This window comes from Tenacibaculum soleae, assembly GCF_030549005.1.
Taxonomy (GTDB): Bacteria; Bacteroidota; Bacteroidia; order Flavobacteriales; family Flavobacteriaceae; genus Polaribacter; species Polaribacter soleae.
Genome location: NZ_JAUOSW010000002.1, coordinates 124,798 through 143,110, shown reverse-complemented (window position 1 = coordinate 143,110; position 18,313 = coordinate 124,798). Strand labels below are relative to the sequence as shown.

Sequence of the window (18,313 nt, the reverse complement as noted above, 5' to 3'; positions counted from 1 at the left end):
TATAAAATAAATTTGGTTTTGGTAACTTTGCTTTTTTCGTAAAAAGCACACTTTGAAAGATCAAGAGTACATAGAAGTATACGGAGCCCGAGCTCATAATTTAAAAAACATTGATGTAAAAATTCCTCGTGAAAAACTGGTAGTTATTACTGGTTTAAGCGGAAGTGGAAAATCATCTTTAGCCTTCGATACTATTTATGCTGAAGGGCAACGTAGGTATATTGAAACTTTTTCGGCATACGCACGTCAGTTTTTAGGCGGTCTAGAAAGGCCTGATGTTGATAAAATTGATGGTTTATCGCCCGTAATTTCTATTGAACAAAAAACAACCAATAAAAGCCCGCGCTCTACCGTAGGTACCATTACCGAAATTTACGATTTTCTTCGCTTGCTGTTTTCTCGTGCCTCGGATGCTTACTCATACAATACCAATGAGAAAATGGTGAGTTATTCTGATGAGCAAATCAAACAATTAATTTTAAAAGACTTTAACGAAAAACGAATTGCCATTTTAGCACCTTTAATTAAATCAAGAAAGGGGCATTATCGTGAGCTTTTCGAACAAATTTCAAAACAAGGTTTTGTACGTGTTCGTGTAGACGGAGAAATAAAAGAAATTGTAAAGGGAATGAAACTTGATCGATATAAAACTCATGATATTGAGGTGGTAATCGATCGTTTAGCTGTTAATAGTAAATCAGAAAAACGTTTAGAGGAAACTATAAAAACCGCATTATATACAGGTAATAATATTTTAATGGTGGTTGATGTTGACGATGAAAAACCACGTTATTTTAGTCGTGAATTAATGTGTCCTACAACCGGAATTGCATACCCAAATCCTGAGCCAAATACATTTTCATTTAACTCGCCAAGAGGCGCTTGTTCACATTGTAACGGACTAGGAACAACAAACCAAATTAACGAACAAAAAATAATTCCAGACCCTACAATTTCAATTAAAAAAGGAGGAATTGTTCCTTTAGGAGAGCAAAAAAATAGCTGGATTTTTAAACAACTACAAACCATTGCCGACAGGCATAACTTTAAACTTACCGATCCGATAGATAAGATTCCATCAAAAGCTATGGATATTATTTTACACGGTGGTAACGAAAAATTTGAAATAAACTCTAAAGACCTTGGTGTAACGCGCAATTACGAAATTGACTTTGAAGGAATCATTTCTTTTATAGAAAATCAATACAAAAATGCCGAAAGCACCTCTATTAAACGCTGGGCAAAAGACTTTATGGACGAAGTTACCTGCGGAACCTGTGAGGGAAAACGATTAAAAAAAGAAGCACTTCATTTTAAATTCAACGATAAAAACATTAGCGATTTAGCACAAATGGACGTTGCCGAATTAGCTAATTGGTTTAAAAACATTGAAAATAGTCTTTCTGAAAAACAATTAATAATTGCTGCTGAAATATTAAAAGAAATTAGAACTAGAATTCAGTTTTTATTAGATGTTGGATTAGATTACTTAACGCTAGACAGAACTTCAAAATCACTTTCTGGTGGAGAAGCCCAACGAATTAGATTAGCAACGCAAATTGGCTCGCAATTAGTTGGAGTTTTATATATTTTAGATGAACCTAGTATTGGCTTACACCAACGAGACAACGAAAAACTAATCAATTCATTAATTAAACTGCGTGATGTTGGTAATTCGGTTTTAGTAGTAGAGCATGACAAAGACATGATTGAGCAAGCTGATTTTGTTTTTGATATCGGCCCAGGCGCAGGAGTTCATGGAGGTGAAATAGTAAGTGCAGGAACTTTTGATGATTTAAAAAAACACAGCACCTTAACAGCTGATTATTTAACTGGTAGAAAAGAAATTGCTGTTCCAAAGGAAAGAAGAGCAGGAAACGGAAATTTTATTAAACTATCCGGAGCATCAGGAAACAACTTAAAAAACGTATCCGTAAAATTTCCTTTAGGACAAATGATTTGTGTTACCGGCGTTTCAGGAAGCGGAAAATCTACTTTAATAAACGAAACCTTATACCCAATTTTAAATGCTCATATTTATCGCGGCGTTAAAAAACCAATGCATTATAAAAAAATTGAAGGCTTAGAGCATATTGATAAGGTTATTGACATAGATCAATCTCCTATTGGTAGAACTCCACGTTCAAACCCAGCAACCTATACGGGTACTTTTGGTGAAATCCGAAGTTTATTTGCAAAAACTCCTGAAGCCGCAATTAGAGGTTATAAACCAGGTCGTTTTAGTTTTAATGTAAAAGGTGGTCGCTGTGAAACTTGCCAAGGAGGTGGAGTTCGCGTTATTGAAATGAATTTTTTACCTGATGTTCAGGTAGAATGTGAAACCTGTCAAGGAAAACGTTTTAACAGAGAAACGTTAGAAATTCGTTACAAAGGAAAATCGATTTCTGATATTTTAGAGATGACAATTAATGAAGCCACAAATTTCTTTGAACATATTCCTAAAATATACCGAAAATTAAAAACAATTAAAGATGTTGGTTTAGGCTACATCACTTTGGGACAACAATCTACCACACTATCTGGTGGAGAAGCACAACGTATAAAGTTAGCGTCGGAATTATCGAAAAGAGATACCGGAAATACTTTTTATATTCTAGACGAACCTACCACAGGCTTACATTTTGAAGACATTAGCGTATTAATGGATGTTTTAAATAAACTAACTAACAAAGGAAACACGGTACTTATTATTGAACATAATATGGATGTAATTAAACTTGCCGATTACATTATTGACATTGGTATGGAAGGCGGAAAAAATGGTGGTAATGTTTTAACTACAGGAACTCCTGAAAAAGTAGCCAAACATAAAACCAGTTATACGGCTAGGTTTTTAAAAAAAGAATTAAAAAGCTAACAATACCAACATCAAAACATATAATATGTTAAATAAATGTTAACAGAAATAGGGTTAACCCTATTTCTGTTAGGGTTAACCCTATAACTCAATTAGGGGTATTGGGTATTGACAATACATTTTTTTTCATTTAGATTTACAAGTAAAAAATTACTTTTTACACCTTCTTATGAAAAAAGAAAAAATTACTTTTTTAGTCTTAGATGGCTGTCCGTTAATGTGCGAAGCATATAAAAGCATTATAAATAATACAAACAAGGGAAATACGTATGATCTAAATATAAACCTAATTCATGATCCTAAAATAGCAAACAACTTTATTAATGAGGTTATTAAAAATAAGACTCCGCTTGATATTGTTATTTTAGAACTAAATTTTTCCAAAAAAAATGATGAAAATCAAATTTCTGGAGAGGATATAGCTCTTATAATCAGGAAAACACTTCCCAAAACAAAAATTATTATTTCAACTGCTTCTGATGATAATTTTAGAATACACACAACATTTAAAACCATAAATCCTGAAGGGTTTATATTAAAACGTGACCTTACTTCTAGTGAGTTTAAAAGAGCAATTTATCAAACAATCAATAATGAAGTTTTTTATAGTAAATCTATCTTAAAGTTATTACGAAAAGAGATTTCATCCAATTTTATAATTGATACGATAGATAGAAAAATACTATATGAACTATCAATTGGCGCAAAAATGAAAGATATGCCTAATTACATTCCACTATCTGTAGCCAGTATTGAAAAAAGAAAACGTCACTTAAAAAAAGCTTTTAATGTTAAAGAAAAAGGAGATAGAGAACTAATTTTAATAGCTAAAGAAAAAGGCATTATCTAAAAGTAAGGTTTTCCCTTACTTTTTTTACGGTTTTTAACGCGCTTTTTAAATTTTAAAAAAATAGCTTTGAAAAAATAGAATAACCTCAAAAAATAGCTTTTGAAAAACTCATTAACAAATTTAGTTCAAATACTTTTAAAGAAAAATCAAATTTCGTTTGACAAAGAAGAACTTTCTTTTCAAATACAAAGCCATCCTTCATTCCCAAGTTTACATGCTATAACTGGTGTTTTAGATCATTTCAATATAGAAAATGTTGCAGCAGACGTTCCTATAAATAAAGAAACGCTTTTACAATTACCTGTTTGTTTTTTAGCACAAGTTAAAACAACACAAGGTCAAGACTTGGTTGTCGTTGAAAAGAAAAATACAAGCTATAATATTTACAATACAGAAGGTAAAATACAAAAAAACTCTGAAAGTGATTTCCTTAAAAATTTTACAGGAATTATAGTAGCTGTTGAACAATCAGAAGAAAAAACACTTGTAAAAACAAACTCTAACCCTATAAAAAAACTTGGATTAAGTGTTTTAATCCTTTTAGCTACATTTCTAATTTATAAAAATACTACTTCTTGGTACACTGTTATTCATTTAGTATTATCAGTAATTGGAATTATAACTAGTATTGCTATCATTAAACAAGAATTAGGTTTAAAAACAACCATAGGAAATGCTTTTTGCTCAGGAGCTGATAACAAAAAAGATTGTGATGCCGTTTTAACCTCAAAAGGTGCTAAAGTATTTAAAGGCTATAAATTAAGTGATTTTAGTATTATCTACTTTATTGGATTAACGTTATTAACTTTTATTCAATCTTCAAGTCCTAGAATTTCATATACTATAAGTTTAATAGCTATACCTGTTACGCTATACTCTTTATATTACCAATATGCCGTTTTAAAAAAATGGTGTCTACTTTGCCTAAGTATTGTTGGTATTTTATGGTTACAAGCTTTAATTCCATTAATTACAGACACCTATATAAATGATTTTATAGTTACCGACTTTGTAATTTTTGGTATGATAATATTGGCTACCTGGCTATTCTGGGCCTATATAAAACCATTATATTCAAGTGTTAATCAATTAAAAAAAGAAAAAATTGAAAACGTTAAGTTTAAAAGAAACTTCACCTTGTTTGAAACTTTACTACAAAAGTCACCAAAATTAAATACTCAAGTAGAAAACAGTAAGGAGATTATTTTTGGAAACCCAAATTCAAACTTAGAGATAGTACTTGTAACCAACCCTTTTTGTGGACATTGTAAACCTGTTCATAAACATATTGATGAAATATTACAGAGATATCATCAAAATGTAAAAATAATTACTCGTTTTACGATAAACTCTAAAAATAAAGAAGATAATTTAGTTAAGATAACAAGTAAATTACTAGAAGTATACGATAAAAAAGGAGATTCGAATTGCTTAAAAGCAATGTCTGAAATATACGAACACGGAAATACCGAAGCTTGGTTAAAAAAGTGGGGACGTTGCAATGATATAAATTATTATACATCTGAATTAGATAAGGGTAGTAATTGGTGTAAAGAAAACGCTATTAATTTTACTCCTGAAATTTTAATAAACGGAAGATCGTTTCCAAAAGAATATAACCGAACTGATCTAATCTTTTTTATTGAAGAACTAGAAGAAAACGCTAAACCATTAGTAATGGTATAAATGTAAATAAAACAACAAAGCTCTGAAAACAGAGCTTTGTATTTGAACAAAATTCTCTCGCGAAGAATAGACACATAAGGTGAGTGTCTTTAAATGTTCGCCGCAAAAGTAACTTTAATAATTTAATTATGAAAAAATCAATTTTAAATTTCGGAAAAGCTTTAAATAGAGCGGAACAACAAACAATTAATGGTGGTAGAAAACAGTGTGACAAAAACCGTGATCGTGTATGTGAAGAAGTAGGTAGGCAATGTGCTGAATTTTATTGCCAATTAGTTCCTATGTAAGCTGTATAACAAAAACACACTTTTATAAAAAATTAAAAATATCAATATGAAAAAATCAATTTTAAATTTTGGAAAAGCTTTAAATAAAATAGAGTTAAAGCAAATTAATGGAGGTAGAGCATGTTCTATAGAGGAAATAAGAAATGGATGTCGCCCTGGCCCAAGAGGTTACGGTTGCTACTGCTAATCATTTAAAAAATTATTTTTTAATAGTACTTTTTAAAACTTTATTAGCTAGGGTTAATTAACTCTGGCTAATAAATAAAATATTTTTTTTGAAAAAATTCCCAAATTACCAACAAACTGAAGCCAAAGATTGTGGCCCTACTTGTATTAAAATCATAGCCAAACACTATGGTAAAACTATTAACACACAACAATTACGTAGCTTAAGCGAAACTACTCGTGAAGGAAGTAGCTTACTTGGGTTAAGTGATGCTGTTGAATCTATGGGTTTTAAATCTTTAGGTATTAAACTAGCTTTTAACAAACTTAAAGAAGCACCTCTACCTTGTATACTACATTGGAATAAAAATCACTATGTGGTTCTTTACAAGATAAAAAAAGACACTATTTATATTTCTGACCCTGCCCATGGTTTAATTTCTTTTACAAAAAAAGAGTTTATTCAATCATGGATTGGTAACAATGCCGGTGAAAATACAGAAGAAGGAATTGCGTTATTGGTTGAACCTACTCCTAAGTTTTATCAAGAAGAATTTGAAGAAGATGAAAAATTTGGATTCTCATTTATATTCAAATACTTATTCAAGTATAAAAAATTTATAGTTCAATTGATTATTGGACTATTAGCTGGTAGTTTATTACAGTTAATCCTTCCTTTTTTAACACAAAGTATTGTTGATGTTGGTATAAAAAACCAAGATTTAAATTTTGTTTACTTAATATTATTCGCGCAACTATTTCTCTTTATAGGAAAAGCATCCTTAGAAATCATTAGAAGTTGGATTTTATTACATTTAAGTACTCGAATAAACATTTCGTTAATCTCTGATTTCTTTATCAAATTAATGAAACTACCTATCTCCTATTTTGATGTTCGTATGACAGGAGATTTATTACAAAGAATTAACGACCACAAACGTATCGAACGAATTTTAACAACCTCTTCTTTAACTGTTTTATTTTCTTTTTTTAACCTAATTATTTTCAGTTTAGTTTTAGGATATTATAGTTTACAAATATTCGGAGTATTTGTTTTAGGAAGTGTTTTATACTTTGGTTGGGTCTTGTTTTTCTTCAAAAAAAGAAAAGAATTAGATTACAAACGATTCTCTCAGGTAAGTCAAGAACAAAGTAAAGTTATTGAACTTATTAACGGAATGCAAGAAATTAAGCTCCACAATGCAGAAAGACGCATGCGTTGGAATTGGGAGTATGTTCAAGCTCGTTTATTTAAAGTTGCTACTAAGAGTTTGGCTTTAGAACAAACACAAAGTGTAGGTTCTAACTTTATCAATGAGCTAAAAAATATGTTTATAACCATTTTATCAGCTAAACTTGTTATTGATGGAGACATTACTTTAGGAATGATGATGGCTATAAGCTATATCGTTGGTCAATTAAACGGACCAATAACGCAATTAATAAATTTTATGCGTGATGTACAAGACGCTCAAATATCTATTGATAGATTAGGGGAAATTCACAATATGGAAGATGAAGAAAAACCTGAAGATGAAAAAGTAACTCATATCCCTGAAAAAAAATCTATAAAACTTAGCAATATCTCTTTTAGATATACAGGAGGTTTGGAGCCTGTATTAAAAGATTTATCCTTAGAGATTCCTGCCAATAAAACCACCGCTATAGTTGGGGTTAGCGGAAGTGGAAAAACAACCTTAATGAAATTATTGCTTGGTTTTTACCAAGTAGATTCAGGAGATATAACTATTGGAAATTTTAATTTAAAAAATATTTCACAAAAAGAATGGAGAAGAAACTGTGGCGTAGTCATGCAAGAGGGCTATATCTTTAATGACTCCATTGCAAAAAATATTGCTGTTGGGGAAGATTATGTTGATAAAGATAAGCTAGCGCATGCAATAAACGTTGCCAACATAAATGACTATATAGAAGGATTGCCATTAGGGTATAACACAAAAATAGGTAGCGAAGGAAACGGATTAAGTACAGGACAAAAACAACGATTATTAATTGCTAGATCTGTATATAAAAATCCAAAGTTTTTATTTTTTGATGAAGCCACTAGTGCATTAGATGCTAATAACGAGAAAGTAATTATGGGAAAATTAAATGAATTTTTCTCTAATAAAACAGCAGTTGTAATTGCTCACAGATTAAGTACCGTAAAAAATGCTCATCAAATAGTAGTGCTAGACAAAGGAAAAATTATCGAAAAAGGAACACACGAAGAGCTCATTAAACTAAATGGAAGTTATTATCATCTGGTAAAAAATCAATTAGACTTAGGTAAATAAAATATAAAATCTTCATTACGATAAGAGAAACGACGAAGTAACTTTATTAATTTAGAGCAAAATTGTTTCGTTTTACTCACAATGGCAAAAAAAATCTCTCGCGAAGAATAGACACAAACCTTGAGTGTCTATAAATGATCAAGGATTTAATCAATTTATAAATTATTTTAAAATGAAAAAATCAATTTTAAACTTAGGTAAAGCTTTAAATAAAGCAGAACAAAAAAACATCTTAGGAGGTAACAACCCTGTATTACCTATTTGTAAATGCAATACTGTAGGAACGATTATAAATCAACCATGTGACGGTATTGGAACTGGGTGTGGTATTATAGACATTGAAGTTCCTGATATTTGTGATGCATTTCCTACTTTTTGCTAATTAAAAACTTATAGATTATTATGAAAAAACAAATTTTGAATTTAGGTAAAGTTTTAAATAAAGCTGAACAAAAAGCTATTAATGGCGGAATTGCTCAATGTGATCAGTATAATCATTGTAATGGATCAGGATTTTGCTGTTCTGGTGGTGGATGTAAAAGAATAGGAGATCCTGGAGTAATATGTGATGCAGAACTACCTAGACCATATTTTTCTCTATAAAGAATTTACGCAAAGCATAAGTATGCAAAATCTAATATTTTAAAACAACTAAATAATTTAATTATGAAAAAATCAATTTTAAACTTAGGTAAAGCTTTAAATAAAGCAGAACAAAAAGAAATTAACGGAGGGATATCAAGAAAAGAATTTTGTGCTACAAAAAAAATGATTCTTTTAGGAGATTATCAAGGTGATTTAAATTACGGCTTCAATAGTTTTTATCGTCACTGTGGTAGATACGGATACACACTAAATTAATACTAAATAAGAGAGAGTTACCCCTCTCTCTTTATTTAATTTTTTAAAATGAAAAAAATTATTCTTCTCTTTTTTTATATCACTAGTTGTTTTTCACAAAAAGCGCTTCACGAAATTCCTTTTAACCTAATTAATAATAAAATATATTTAAATGTTATAGTTAAGAACAAGCTTTTAAAAATGATGCTTGACACAGGTGAATACGGAACGGTGTTTAATATAAAAAATCCTGTTTTAAAAAAAATAAATCAAAGAGCTATTTATAAAAACCCTTTACAACTTAACATTAATAACTTAATAAAAAAAGTAAACCTTATAAGGTTTAATAACCTAAATAAATATTTAGATGAATATTGTGATGGTATATTAGGTATCGATTTTTTTAAAGATTATATACTAGAAATTAATTATCACAAACAAGTGATTAAACTGTACGGTAGTCAAGACGAAAACATTAAAAAAAATTATTTAAAATTAGAAACTAAACAAAACGATAAAAACATAGAGCTTTACAAAAGATTTACAACAAAATTAGAGATATCAACAGTTAATGGTAAACAAATATTTGGTGATTTTATTATTGATACTGGTAGCAGCAGAGGTATTACTACAATTAACTCTTTTCAAAAACTAAAAAACACTGAGCCAATTTTCAGTATTAAAACAACAAATGCTAGTCCTCATGGATTTAACTCACCTCAATACTTTAAGATAAAATCATTAACTTTTAATAAAAAAAAATATCCTTTTTTAATTATTGACAACAATGAAGATGTAAGAATAGAAAACAAAAATACACCTATTTTTAAAGGAATTATTGGCGGGAAATTTTTAAAAAATTTTAACATAATAATTGATTTTAAAAAATCTCAGGTATTTATCAAAGAACTTGATTTTAAAAGAAATCATAATTTCATTACAGATGGTATTAAACTAAAAGACTATAGAAAAAAAGGTGAAAAAATAACCATTGCAAGTATAATTGAAGAAACTGGTAAAAACCTACAATTAAACGATAGAATACTAAAGATAAACAATGTTAAAATAAATAAAATTGACATAAACAAATATCGTTTAAACAAAAATAAAATAGGATCGGTTAATTATTACACAGTAAAAAGAGGCAAGCGTATTTTACAATTTAAAAAGACTGTAAAAAACTTTAACACCTCCTTATAAAAAAATTCTCTCGCGAAGAATAGACATAAACCTTGAGTGTCTTTAAATGATCAGGGATTTGATCAAAATTAAATTATTTTAAAATGAAAAAATCAATCTTAAACTTAGGAAAAGCTTTAAACAAAGCACAACAAAAACAAATTAATGGTGGTTTCGATTGCAGTCAATTCCCTTTTGGCATTTGTTTTGGTCCTGTACCAGGATGCCTGCCTTGTAATCAAATGCAAAACTACCCTGGAGCAAGTAGGTGTGCTTTGATGCATACTAGTTGTGATTCTGGTGAACTTAACTAAAAGACTAACATGAAGGAAGATAATATTACATTCTATAAACACCTACTTCCTTCATTAATTTAGAGGAGAATAATATTCTCCTCTTTTATAATTATTAAAAAAATATGCCAGAAAATAATCAAGACATAGAAATACGTAGTGAAGAAGTACAAGATATACTAAACCAAGTACCAAATTGGATGATTCGTTGGGGTAATACGTTATTTCTTAGCTTAATAATAATGATTTTATTTATAACATGGTTTGTAAAATACCCTGATATTATAAGTACTGAAGCAATGATTACCACCTCTTTTCCTCCTGAAAAGTTACACGCAAAATCTTCAGGTAAATTTGAAGTATTTTTAACCAGTGAAAATAAAAACGTATCTGAAGGTGAAGTACTTGCTGTTATAGAAAATAGTGCTATATATGATGATGTCTTATTATTAAAAAACATATGCGATACAATAAAAATAAATCAAGATAATTTTTCCTTTCCTATCAACAAACTACCCTTTTTAATTCTTGGAGACATTACAAGTAGTTATTCTCAATTTGAAAACAACTACTCTGAATATATTTTAAATAATAAGTTAACCCCATTTAAGTCAGAAAGTTTTGCCAACAGAATGTCTGTAATTGAAGCCAAAGGAAGGTTGCAAATTTTATTATCACAAAAAGAATTAAACAAAAAAGAATTAGAGTTTAAAGAAATAGACCTTAATAGAAGTAAAAAAATGTTTACAAAAGGGGTAATATCTGCAAAGCAAAAAGAACAAAAAGAAATAGATTATTTACAAGCAAAGAGGTCTTATAAAAGTATTGAAGCTTCTATTTCTCAAATTAGAGAATTAATAAATAATTCAACAAAAAATTTAAAAGGAACCGTTATCAAAAAAACTCAAAATGATAGCCGTTTAAAAAAGAAAGCTATCCAATCTTTTCTTTACTTAAAAAAAGCCATAAAAGATTGGGAAAAACAATACGCATTAATATCTTCTATAAATGGTAAGGTTTCTTTTTTATCTTTTTGGGATAAAAATCAAACTGTAAAAACAGGTGATTTAATATTTACAGTTATTCCTACCAAAAACAATTATTTTATAGGAAAAATTAAAGCCCCAGCAACAAATTCAGGAAAAATAAAAAAAGGACAAAGAGTACAAATAAAATTACTAAACTATCCTTCTGATGAATTTGGAGAATTAAATGGAAAAATACTTTCCATTTCACAAATTCCGAACGAACAAGGAAATTACCTAATAAATGTTAAACTACCTCAAGATTTAAAAACTACTTACGGTAAAGAAATAGTATTTAAACAAGAAATGAAAGGTAGCGCAGATATTATAACTGAAGATTTACGCCTGATAGAGCGTTTTTTCTATCAACTAAGAAATATTGTTAAATAAAAAAATTCTTTCTCGAAGAATAGACACAAACCTTGAATATCTATAAAAGATCAAGGTTTTAATCAAAATCAGTACTAAGAATCTACCCTCTTTTTTATCATAATAAAAGCGAACTTAAAATTCTATTTTTTATTTTTTCAATAGTTTATTTACTAAAAAGAACTAAATTAGCAAGCTTGTTAAAATTATAAACTTAGCAACACAAACTGTTATAATAACTATAAAAGAAATACGAACATGAGTCCGAACGATGACAGAAAAATAACCGAAAAACTACAACCAAAAACTTGGAACGAAATAAAAACAAATGATTCTTGGGCTATTTTTAAAATTATGGCCGAATTTGTTGAAGGATACGAGAAATTAAGTAAAATTGGTCCTTGTGTATCTATTTTTGGTTCAGCACGAACAAAAACTGACGACCCTTATTATAAACTAGCCGAAGAAGTAGCTTTTAAATTAACACAAAACGGATTTGGAGTAATTACTGGTGGTGGCCCAGGAATTATGGAAGCCGGTAACAAAGGAGCTCGAAGAGGAAAAGGAACTTCGGTTGGCCTAAACATTGAGTTACCATTTGAACAACACGATAATCCTTGGATTGACCGCGATAAAAACTTAAACTTCGATTACTTTTTTGTACGCAAAGTAATGTTTGTAAAGTACTCACAAGGTTTTGTTGTAATGCCAGGAGGTTTTGGTACTATGGATGAACTTTTTGAAGCAATTACTTTAATTCAAACCAATAAAATTGGTCGTTTTCCAATCGTTTTAGTTGGTAAGAAATTTTGGGGTGGTCTGTTAGATTGGATTAAAAACACCTTATTAGAAGAAGGTAACATTAGTGAAAAAGATTTAAACTTATTTAGAGTTGTTGATACTGCTGATGAAGCGGTAGAACATTTTAATAAGTTTTATACGAAATACCAATTAAAACCTAATTTTTAAAAATAATTATCTTTAGGGCTTGTTAAATAAATAACAAGCCTTTTTATTTTAAATTTGAAACAAAAAAAACTCCTTTTATTATCTTTTATATTATTGTGCTGTCATAACTTAATAGCACAAACAAACTCTATTGATATAAAAGCAAAATTAAATGTTAAAAATGATTTACTTCATATTCAACAAAAAACAGTCTTTTACAACAATTCTTCTGTAAATTTAAACACTATTTTTTTACATAATTGGGCTAACAGTTTTAAAAACAATAAAACACCTTTAGCAAAACGTTTTATTGAAGATTATAAAAAGGATTTTTTCTTTGCTAAACAAAAAGACAAAGGATACTCAAAAATTCACAGGCTATCTATAAATTTTAAACAAGTTAAATTTAAAGAACAACAATCAGACATTATTAAAGTTGATTTACACAAAACTTTAAAACCAAATGATAGTATAATATTAACAACTACCTATACTGTAAAAATCCCTAACGCTAAATATACTGGGTACGGAAAAACAAAAACAGGATATCATTTACGTTTTTGGCATCTTATTCCTGCTGTTCATCAAAAACAATGGAAACTACAAAGTAATTTAAATTTAGATGATTTATATCAAAACTTATCCAATTATAAAATACATATAAACATACCTCAAAAATACATTTTTAAAAGCAATCTAAATCAAATAAAAGAAAAAGGCAAAACACGTACCAACTACTACTTAACAGGTAAAAAGAAAAAAGATATTATTCTTCATATCGACTCTATTAAAACCTTTATTACATTTAAAACAAAAAAGAAAAGAATAAAAACAGATCTTTATTTAAATAAAATTTCAAAAGACACCACTGTTAAAATTATAAATAAACAACTTAATTTTATTGAACAATTTTTAGGAAAAAATCCTCATAAAGAAATACTTGTTGACGCAACTACTGTTAATAAAAATTCTTTGTATGAAATATATGGGTTACCTAAAATATTAAAACCTTTTCCTAAAAATTTCAGGTGGGAGATTAATTTTTTTAGAGCGCTTTCAAAAAAATATCTTGAAGATGTGTTAATCACGGATAAAAGAACAGATTATTGGCTTACTGAAGGCGTAGAAACTTTTTTAATGATGAAATATATTGAAAAATTTTACCCAAAAATTACTGTTTTAGGTAAATATTCAAAATATTGGCCTATAAAAACCTATAACATTTCAAAATTAAAACAAAACGATAAATATAGTCTTGTATATCAGTTTAGTGCACGTAAATTTTATGATCAATCTTTAACAACTTCTTCCGACTCTCTTTCAAACTTTAATCGTAAAATAGTAAGCCCATACAAAGCAGGTTTAGGATTACTTTATTTACAAAAATTTATTGGAGGAGACACTTTAGTAAAATCTTTAAAAGAATTTTACGCAAAAAATCAATTAAAAATAAGTCATAGCAGTAGTTTTAAAAAAATACTAACAAAAAATACTTCAAAAAATTTAAACTGGTTTTTTAACGACTACATAAAAACTAATAAAAAAATTGATTACAAAATATCAAACGTTGTAAATACTAAAAATAAAGACTCCTTATTAGTTACAATTAAAAATAAGAGAAATTTTCCTTCTCCTTTTTCTCTATATGGAATAAAAAACAAAAAAATTAAATTTAAAAAATGGATTAGCGGTACTGACTCTACAAAAACAATTAAATTAAAAAAAGGTAACTTTAACAAACTTGCTTTAAATTACGAGAACTCTTATCCAGAATATAATTCGCTAGACAATTTCAGAAGCACCACTAACAAACTAATTAACAAACCATTACAGTTTCGTTTTTTTAAAGATATTGAAAACCCATATTACAATCAATTATTTTATTACCCAGATTTTAAATACAATTTATATGACGGATTAATCGTTGGTGTTAACATTAATAATAGATCTGTGGTAAACCATAATCTAGAGTTTAGTATAACACCTAATTACAGCACAAAAAGCAAAAAAATTACAGGATCTTACGCTTTTTCCTATAATCACTTTTTCAAACAATCACAACTCTATAAAATCCGTTATAGTTTTAGCGGGAGTAGTTTTCATTATGCTCCAAAACTTAAGTACAATGCCTATATCCCTTCTATAAACTTTCAATTTAGAAGAAAAAACCTTCGTGAAAATGGTATAAAATTATTAACCGCTAGATTAATTAGCGTAAAAAAAGAAATCGAACCTAACCAACCTTTAAAAGAAAGTGATAAATATAATATTTTTAATTTAAGATATATTCGTTCAAAATTTGATGCTATTAATAGAACTACCTATGCAATAAACACCGAATTTAATGCTAGTTTTAGTAAAGTAACTACTGATTTTCGTTATCGTCGATTTTTTTCAGCTGATAGAAGTTTTGATATTCGATTTTTTGGAGGCTTATTTTTACACAATAAATCTGAAGGTGATTATTTTAGCTTTGGATTAAACAGAGGTTCTGATTATTTATTTGAACAAAACTTATTTGGGCGATCAGAAAACGAAGGAATTTTTAGCCAACAATTTGTAGTAGATCAGGCAGGTTTTAAATCTAAATTTAACAAACCATATTTTTCTAATCAATTCATAGCGTCAATAAACACAAGTGTTAGCGTATATAAATGGGTCGAAGTTTATAACGATTTTGCAATATTGAAAAATAAAAATCATTCTCCTAAATATTTTTATGAAAATGGAGTGCGCTTAAATTTTATTCCTAATATTTTTGAACTTTACTTACCTGTTTATACAAACGAAGGTTTTGAAGTAAACCAAAAAGCTTATCCATCAAAAATTCGATTTATTGCTACTACAAGTATTGATCAAATTTATAATTTTCTACGAAGAGGTTTATTATAGATACTTCAACAAATCTTGTTTTTTTACTGTTTTTTTGAAGAATAATCAATGAAAACTCAAATTTTTAAATTTCAACTAAAAAAACTATCTTTGTAACCATTCCAAAATTAGAAGATTATGTCGCAAAATACCGAAACAGCTAACACTCAACAACTTTCTTTTCAAGATTTTAAAAATGAAGTTTTAAATGACTATCGAATTGCTCGTATAAGCAGAGAATGTAGTTTATTAGGACGTAGAGAAGTTTTAACAGGTAAAGCAAAATTCGGAATTTTTGGTGACGGAAAAGAAGTACCACAATTAGCTATGGCTAAAGCTTTTCAAAATGGTGATTTTAGATCTGGTTACTACCGTGACCAAACCTTTATGATGGCTATTGACCAATTAACACCTCAACAATTTTTTGCCGGACTTTATGGACATGCTGATATTAATGTTGATCCAATGTCTGGAGGTCGTCAAATGGGAGGGCATTTTGCAACACACTCTTTAGATGAAAATGGAGAATGGAAAAACCTTACAGGCCAAAAAAATTCTTCTGCAGATATCTCTCCAACTGCTGGTCAAATGCCTCGTTTGTTAGGATTAGCACAAGCGTCAAAAATTTACCGTAACGTTAAAGGGTTAGAAAGTTTTACAAATTTTTCTAATCAAGGAAACGAAGTTGCCTGGGGAACCATAGGTAATGCAAGTACTTCTGAAGGATTATTTTTTGAAACTATTAATGCCGCAGGTGTTTTACAAGTGCCAATGGTTATGAATGTTTGGGATGATGAATACGGAATTTCGGTACATGCAAGGCATCAAACAACAAAAGAAAGTATTTCTGAAATTTTAAAAGGGTTTCAAAAAGAAAACGATACAAATGGTTATGAGATTTTTGTCGTAAACGGATGGGATTATGTGCAATTAATTGACACTTATAATAAAGCATCAAAAATTGCGAGAGAACAACACATTCCTGTATTAATACACGTAAAAGAATTAACACAACCTCAAGGACACTCTACGTCTGGCTCACATGAAAGATATAAATCTGCCGAACGTTTACAGTGGGAGCAAGAATTTGATTGTATTGCTCAAATGCGAAAATGGATTTTAGAATTCGAATTACAAGATGAAGATGGAGGTGTTTTAAAATTTATTGATTCTGAAGAAGAGTTACAAAAAATAGAAAAAGAAGCTAAAAAAGAAGTAAGCAAAGCTAAACGTGATGCTTGGAGTGCTTATACAAATGAAATAAAAGCTGAAGTTACTGCTGCCGTTGATTTATTAGAAATAATAGCTCAAAAAAGTAACAACGGATCATTTATTACAAAGTATAAAAATGATTTAGCTGCCATAAGCGAACCTATTAGAAAAGATATTTTAGTAGCTACTCGTAAAACTTTACGTTATTTAAAAGATGAAAATTTTACCGAAAAAATAACATTACAAAACTTTATTAAAACAGCAATTAAAGATGCTGGCGTAAAATTCTCTGCGCACTTATTAAGTGAAACAGCTTTAGCTACTGATAAAATTTCATCAAAAGCACCAACTTACGCAGCTGAAAAAAACATGGTTGACGCTCGTATTGTTATGCGTGATAATTTTGATGCTATATTTAAAAAATATCCTGAAACTTTAATTTTTGGTGAAGATGCTGGATATATTGGTGATGTAAATCAAGGATTAGAAGGTTTACAGGAAAAATATGGTGAATTAAGAGTTTCAGATACTGGTATTCGTGAAGCAACAATTTTAGGTCAGGGTATTGGAATGGCAATGCGTGGTTTACGTCCAATTGCTGAAATTCAATATTTAGATTACCTTTTATATGCTTTACAAATTATGAGCGACGACTTAGCAACACTTCGTTACCGTACTTTTGGTAAACAAAAAGCACCGTTAATTATTCGTACACGAGGACACCGTTTAGAAGGAATTTGGCATTCAGGTTCTCCAATGGGTGGAATTATAAATAATATTCGTGGAATTCATGTACTAGTTCCTAGAAACATGACCAAAGCCGCTGGTTTTTACAACACGCTATTAGAAGGTGATGATCCTGCTTTAGTAGTAGAGTGTTTAAATGGATATCGCTTAAAAGAAGAGTTACCAACAAATTTAGGTGAATTTAAAACTCCGATTGGTGTTGTTGAAACCATAAAAGAAGGAACTGATATTACTGTTATTTCTTACGGATCTACACTTAGAATTGTAGAAGAAGCCGCTAAAGAATTATTACAGGTTGGTATTAATATAGAAATTGTAGATGCACAAAGTTTATTACCTTTCGATTTAAACCACGACACTGTAAAATCGGTTATAAAAACAAACCGTTTATTAGTAGTTGATGAGGATGTTCCTGGTGGAGCTTCTGCTTATTTATTACAAGAAATTGTTGAAAATCAAAACGGATACAAATATTTAGATAGTAAACCTCAAACATTAACAGCAAAAGCACATAGACCTGCTTATGGTACTGATGGAGATTATTTCTCTAAACCATCTGCTGAAGACATTTTTGAAAAAGTTTATGAAATTATGCACGAAGCAAATCCTGTGGAATTTAAGAGTTTGTATTAAGCTGAATAATAAAATTAAAAATCCCAAACTAGT

The 18,313-nt window shown here is 29.1% G+C and carries 15 protein-coding genes; all 15 read left to right on the top strand.

Annotated features, from left to right (window positions below; all coding sequences use genetic code 11):
- Window positions 1–52 precede the first annotated feature (52 nt).
- The 15 genes from uvrA to Q4586_RS02940 all read left to right on the top strand — a co-directional run bounded on the left by uvrA (window position 53) and on the right by Q4586_RS02940 (window position 18,280).
- Entirely contained in the window at window positions 53–2,878 is a 2,826-nt protein-coding gene (gene uvrA / locus Q4586_RS03010) for an excinuclease ABC subunit UvrA (protein WP_303526201.1), read from the top strand.
- A 169-nt stretch (window positions 2,879–3,047) separates the two neighbouring features.
- Window positions 3,048–3,728: a DNA-binding response regulator gene (locus Q4586_RS03005; RefSeq protein WP_303526198.1), complete on the top strand. Its 681-nt coding sequence runs from the start codon at window positions 3,048–3,050 to the stop codon at window positions 3,726–3,728.
- 99 nt (window positions 3,729–3,827) lie between these two features.
- Window positions 3,828–5,414, top strand: coding sequence for a vitamin K epoxide reductase family protein (locus Q4586_RS03000; RefSeq protein WP_303526196.1), 1,587 nt, complete (start codon window positions 3,828–3,830; stop codon window positions 5,412–5,414).
- Window positions 5,415–5,542: 128 nt separating this feature from the next.
- A complete protein-coding gene (locus Q4586_RS02995; RefSeq protein WP_303526193.1) occupies window positions 5,543–5,701 on the top strand; it encodes a hypothetical protein in 159 nt (52 codons plus the stop codon).
- A 46-nt stretch (window positions 5,702–5,747) separates the two neighbouring features.
- The gene (locus tag Q4586_RS02990; protein WP_176714975.1) at window positions 5,748–5,888 is read left to right on the top strand and encodes a hypothetical protein; all 141 of its coding nucleotides are present in this window, start codon (window positions 5,748–5,750) and stop codon (window positions 5,886–5,888) included.
- Window positions 5,889–5,976: 88 nt separating this feature from the next.
- Window positions 5,977–8,163, top strand: a complete 2,187-nt coding sequence (locus Q4586_RS02985; RefSeq protein WP_068704535.1) for a peptidase domain-containing ABC transporter — start codon at window positions 5,977–5,979, stop codon at window positions 8,161–8,163.
- A gap of 172 nt (window positions 8,164–8,335) precedes the next feature.
- Complete coding sequence (locus tag Q4586_RS02980) at window positions 8,336–8,545, top strand: hypothetical protein (RefSeq protein WP_260586769.1); 210 nt, start codon at window positions 8,336–8,338, stop codon at window positions 8,543–8,545.
- Window positions 8,546–8,580: 35 nt separating this feature from the next.
- Window positions 8,581–8,766, top strand: coding sequence for a hypothetical protein (locus Q4586_RS02975; protein WP_303526186.1), 186 nt, complete (start codon window positions 8,581–8,583; stop codon window positions 8,764–8,766).
- Between the two features lie 63 nt (window positions 8,767–8,829).
- Window positions 8,830–9,024, top strand: coding sequence for a hypothetical protein (locus tag Q4586_RS02970; RefSeq protein ID WP_303526183.1), 195 nt, complete (start codon window positions 8,830–8,832; stop codon window positions 9,022–9,024).
- Window positions 9,025–9,204: 180 nt separating this feature from the next.
- On the top strand, window positions 9,205–10,203 hold the full coding sequence (locus Q4586_RS02965; protein ID WP_303526180.1) for a hypothetical protein: 999 nt from the start codon (window positions 9,205–9,207) through the stop codon (window positions 10,201–10,203).
- A gap of 83 nt (window positions 10,204–10,286) precedes the next feature.
- Window positions 10,287–10,496 (top strand): hypothetical protein, encoded by a 210-nt coding sequence (locus Q4586_RS02960; protein WP_068704541.1) that lies wholly within the window; start codon window positions 10,287–10,289, stop codon window positions 10,494–10,496.
- Between the two features lie 104 nt (window positions 10,497–10,600).
- Window positions 10,601–11,890: an HlyD family secretion protein gene (locus Q4586_RS02955; RefSeq protein ID WP_303526177.1), complete on the top strand. Its 1,290-nt coding sequence runs from the start codon at window positions 10,601–10,603 to the stop codon at window positions 11,888–11,890.
- 237 nt (window positions 11,891–12,127) lie between these two features.
- On the top strand, window positions 12,128–12,838 hold the full coding sequence (locus Q4586_RS02950; protein ID WP_068704545.1) for an LOG family protein: 711 nt from the start codon (window positions 12,128–12,130) through the stop codon (window positions 12,836–12,838).
- Window positions 12,839–12,892: 54 nt separating this feature from the next.
- Window positions 12,893–15,709, top strand: coding sequence for a gluzincin family metallopeptidase (locus Q4586_RS02945; protein WP_303526174.1), 2,817 nt, complete (start codon window positions 12,893–12,895; stop codon window positions 15,707–15,709).
- Between the two features lie 117 nt (window positions 15,710–15,826).
- Window positions 15,827–18,280: an alpha-ketoacid dehydrogenase subunit alpha/beta gene (locus tag Q4586_RS02940; RefSeq protein ID WP_068704547.1), complete on the top strand. Its 2,454-nt coding sequence runs from the start codon at window positions 15,827–15,829 to the stop codon at window positions 18,278–18,280.
- Window positions 18,281–18,313 lie beyond the last annotated feature (33 nt).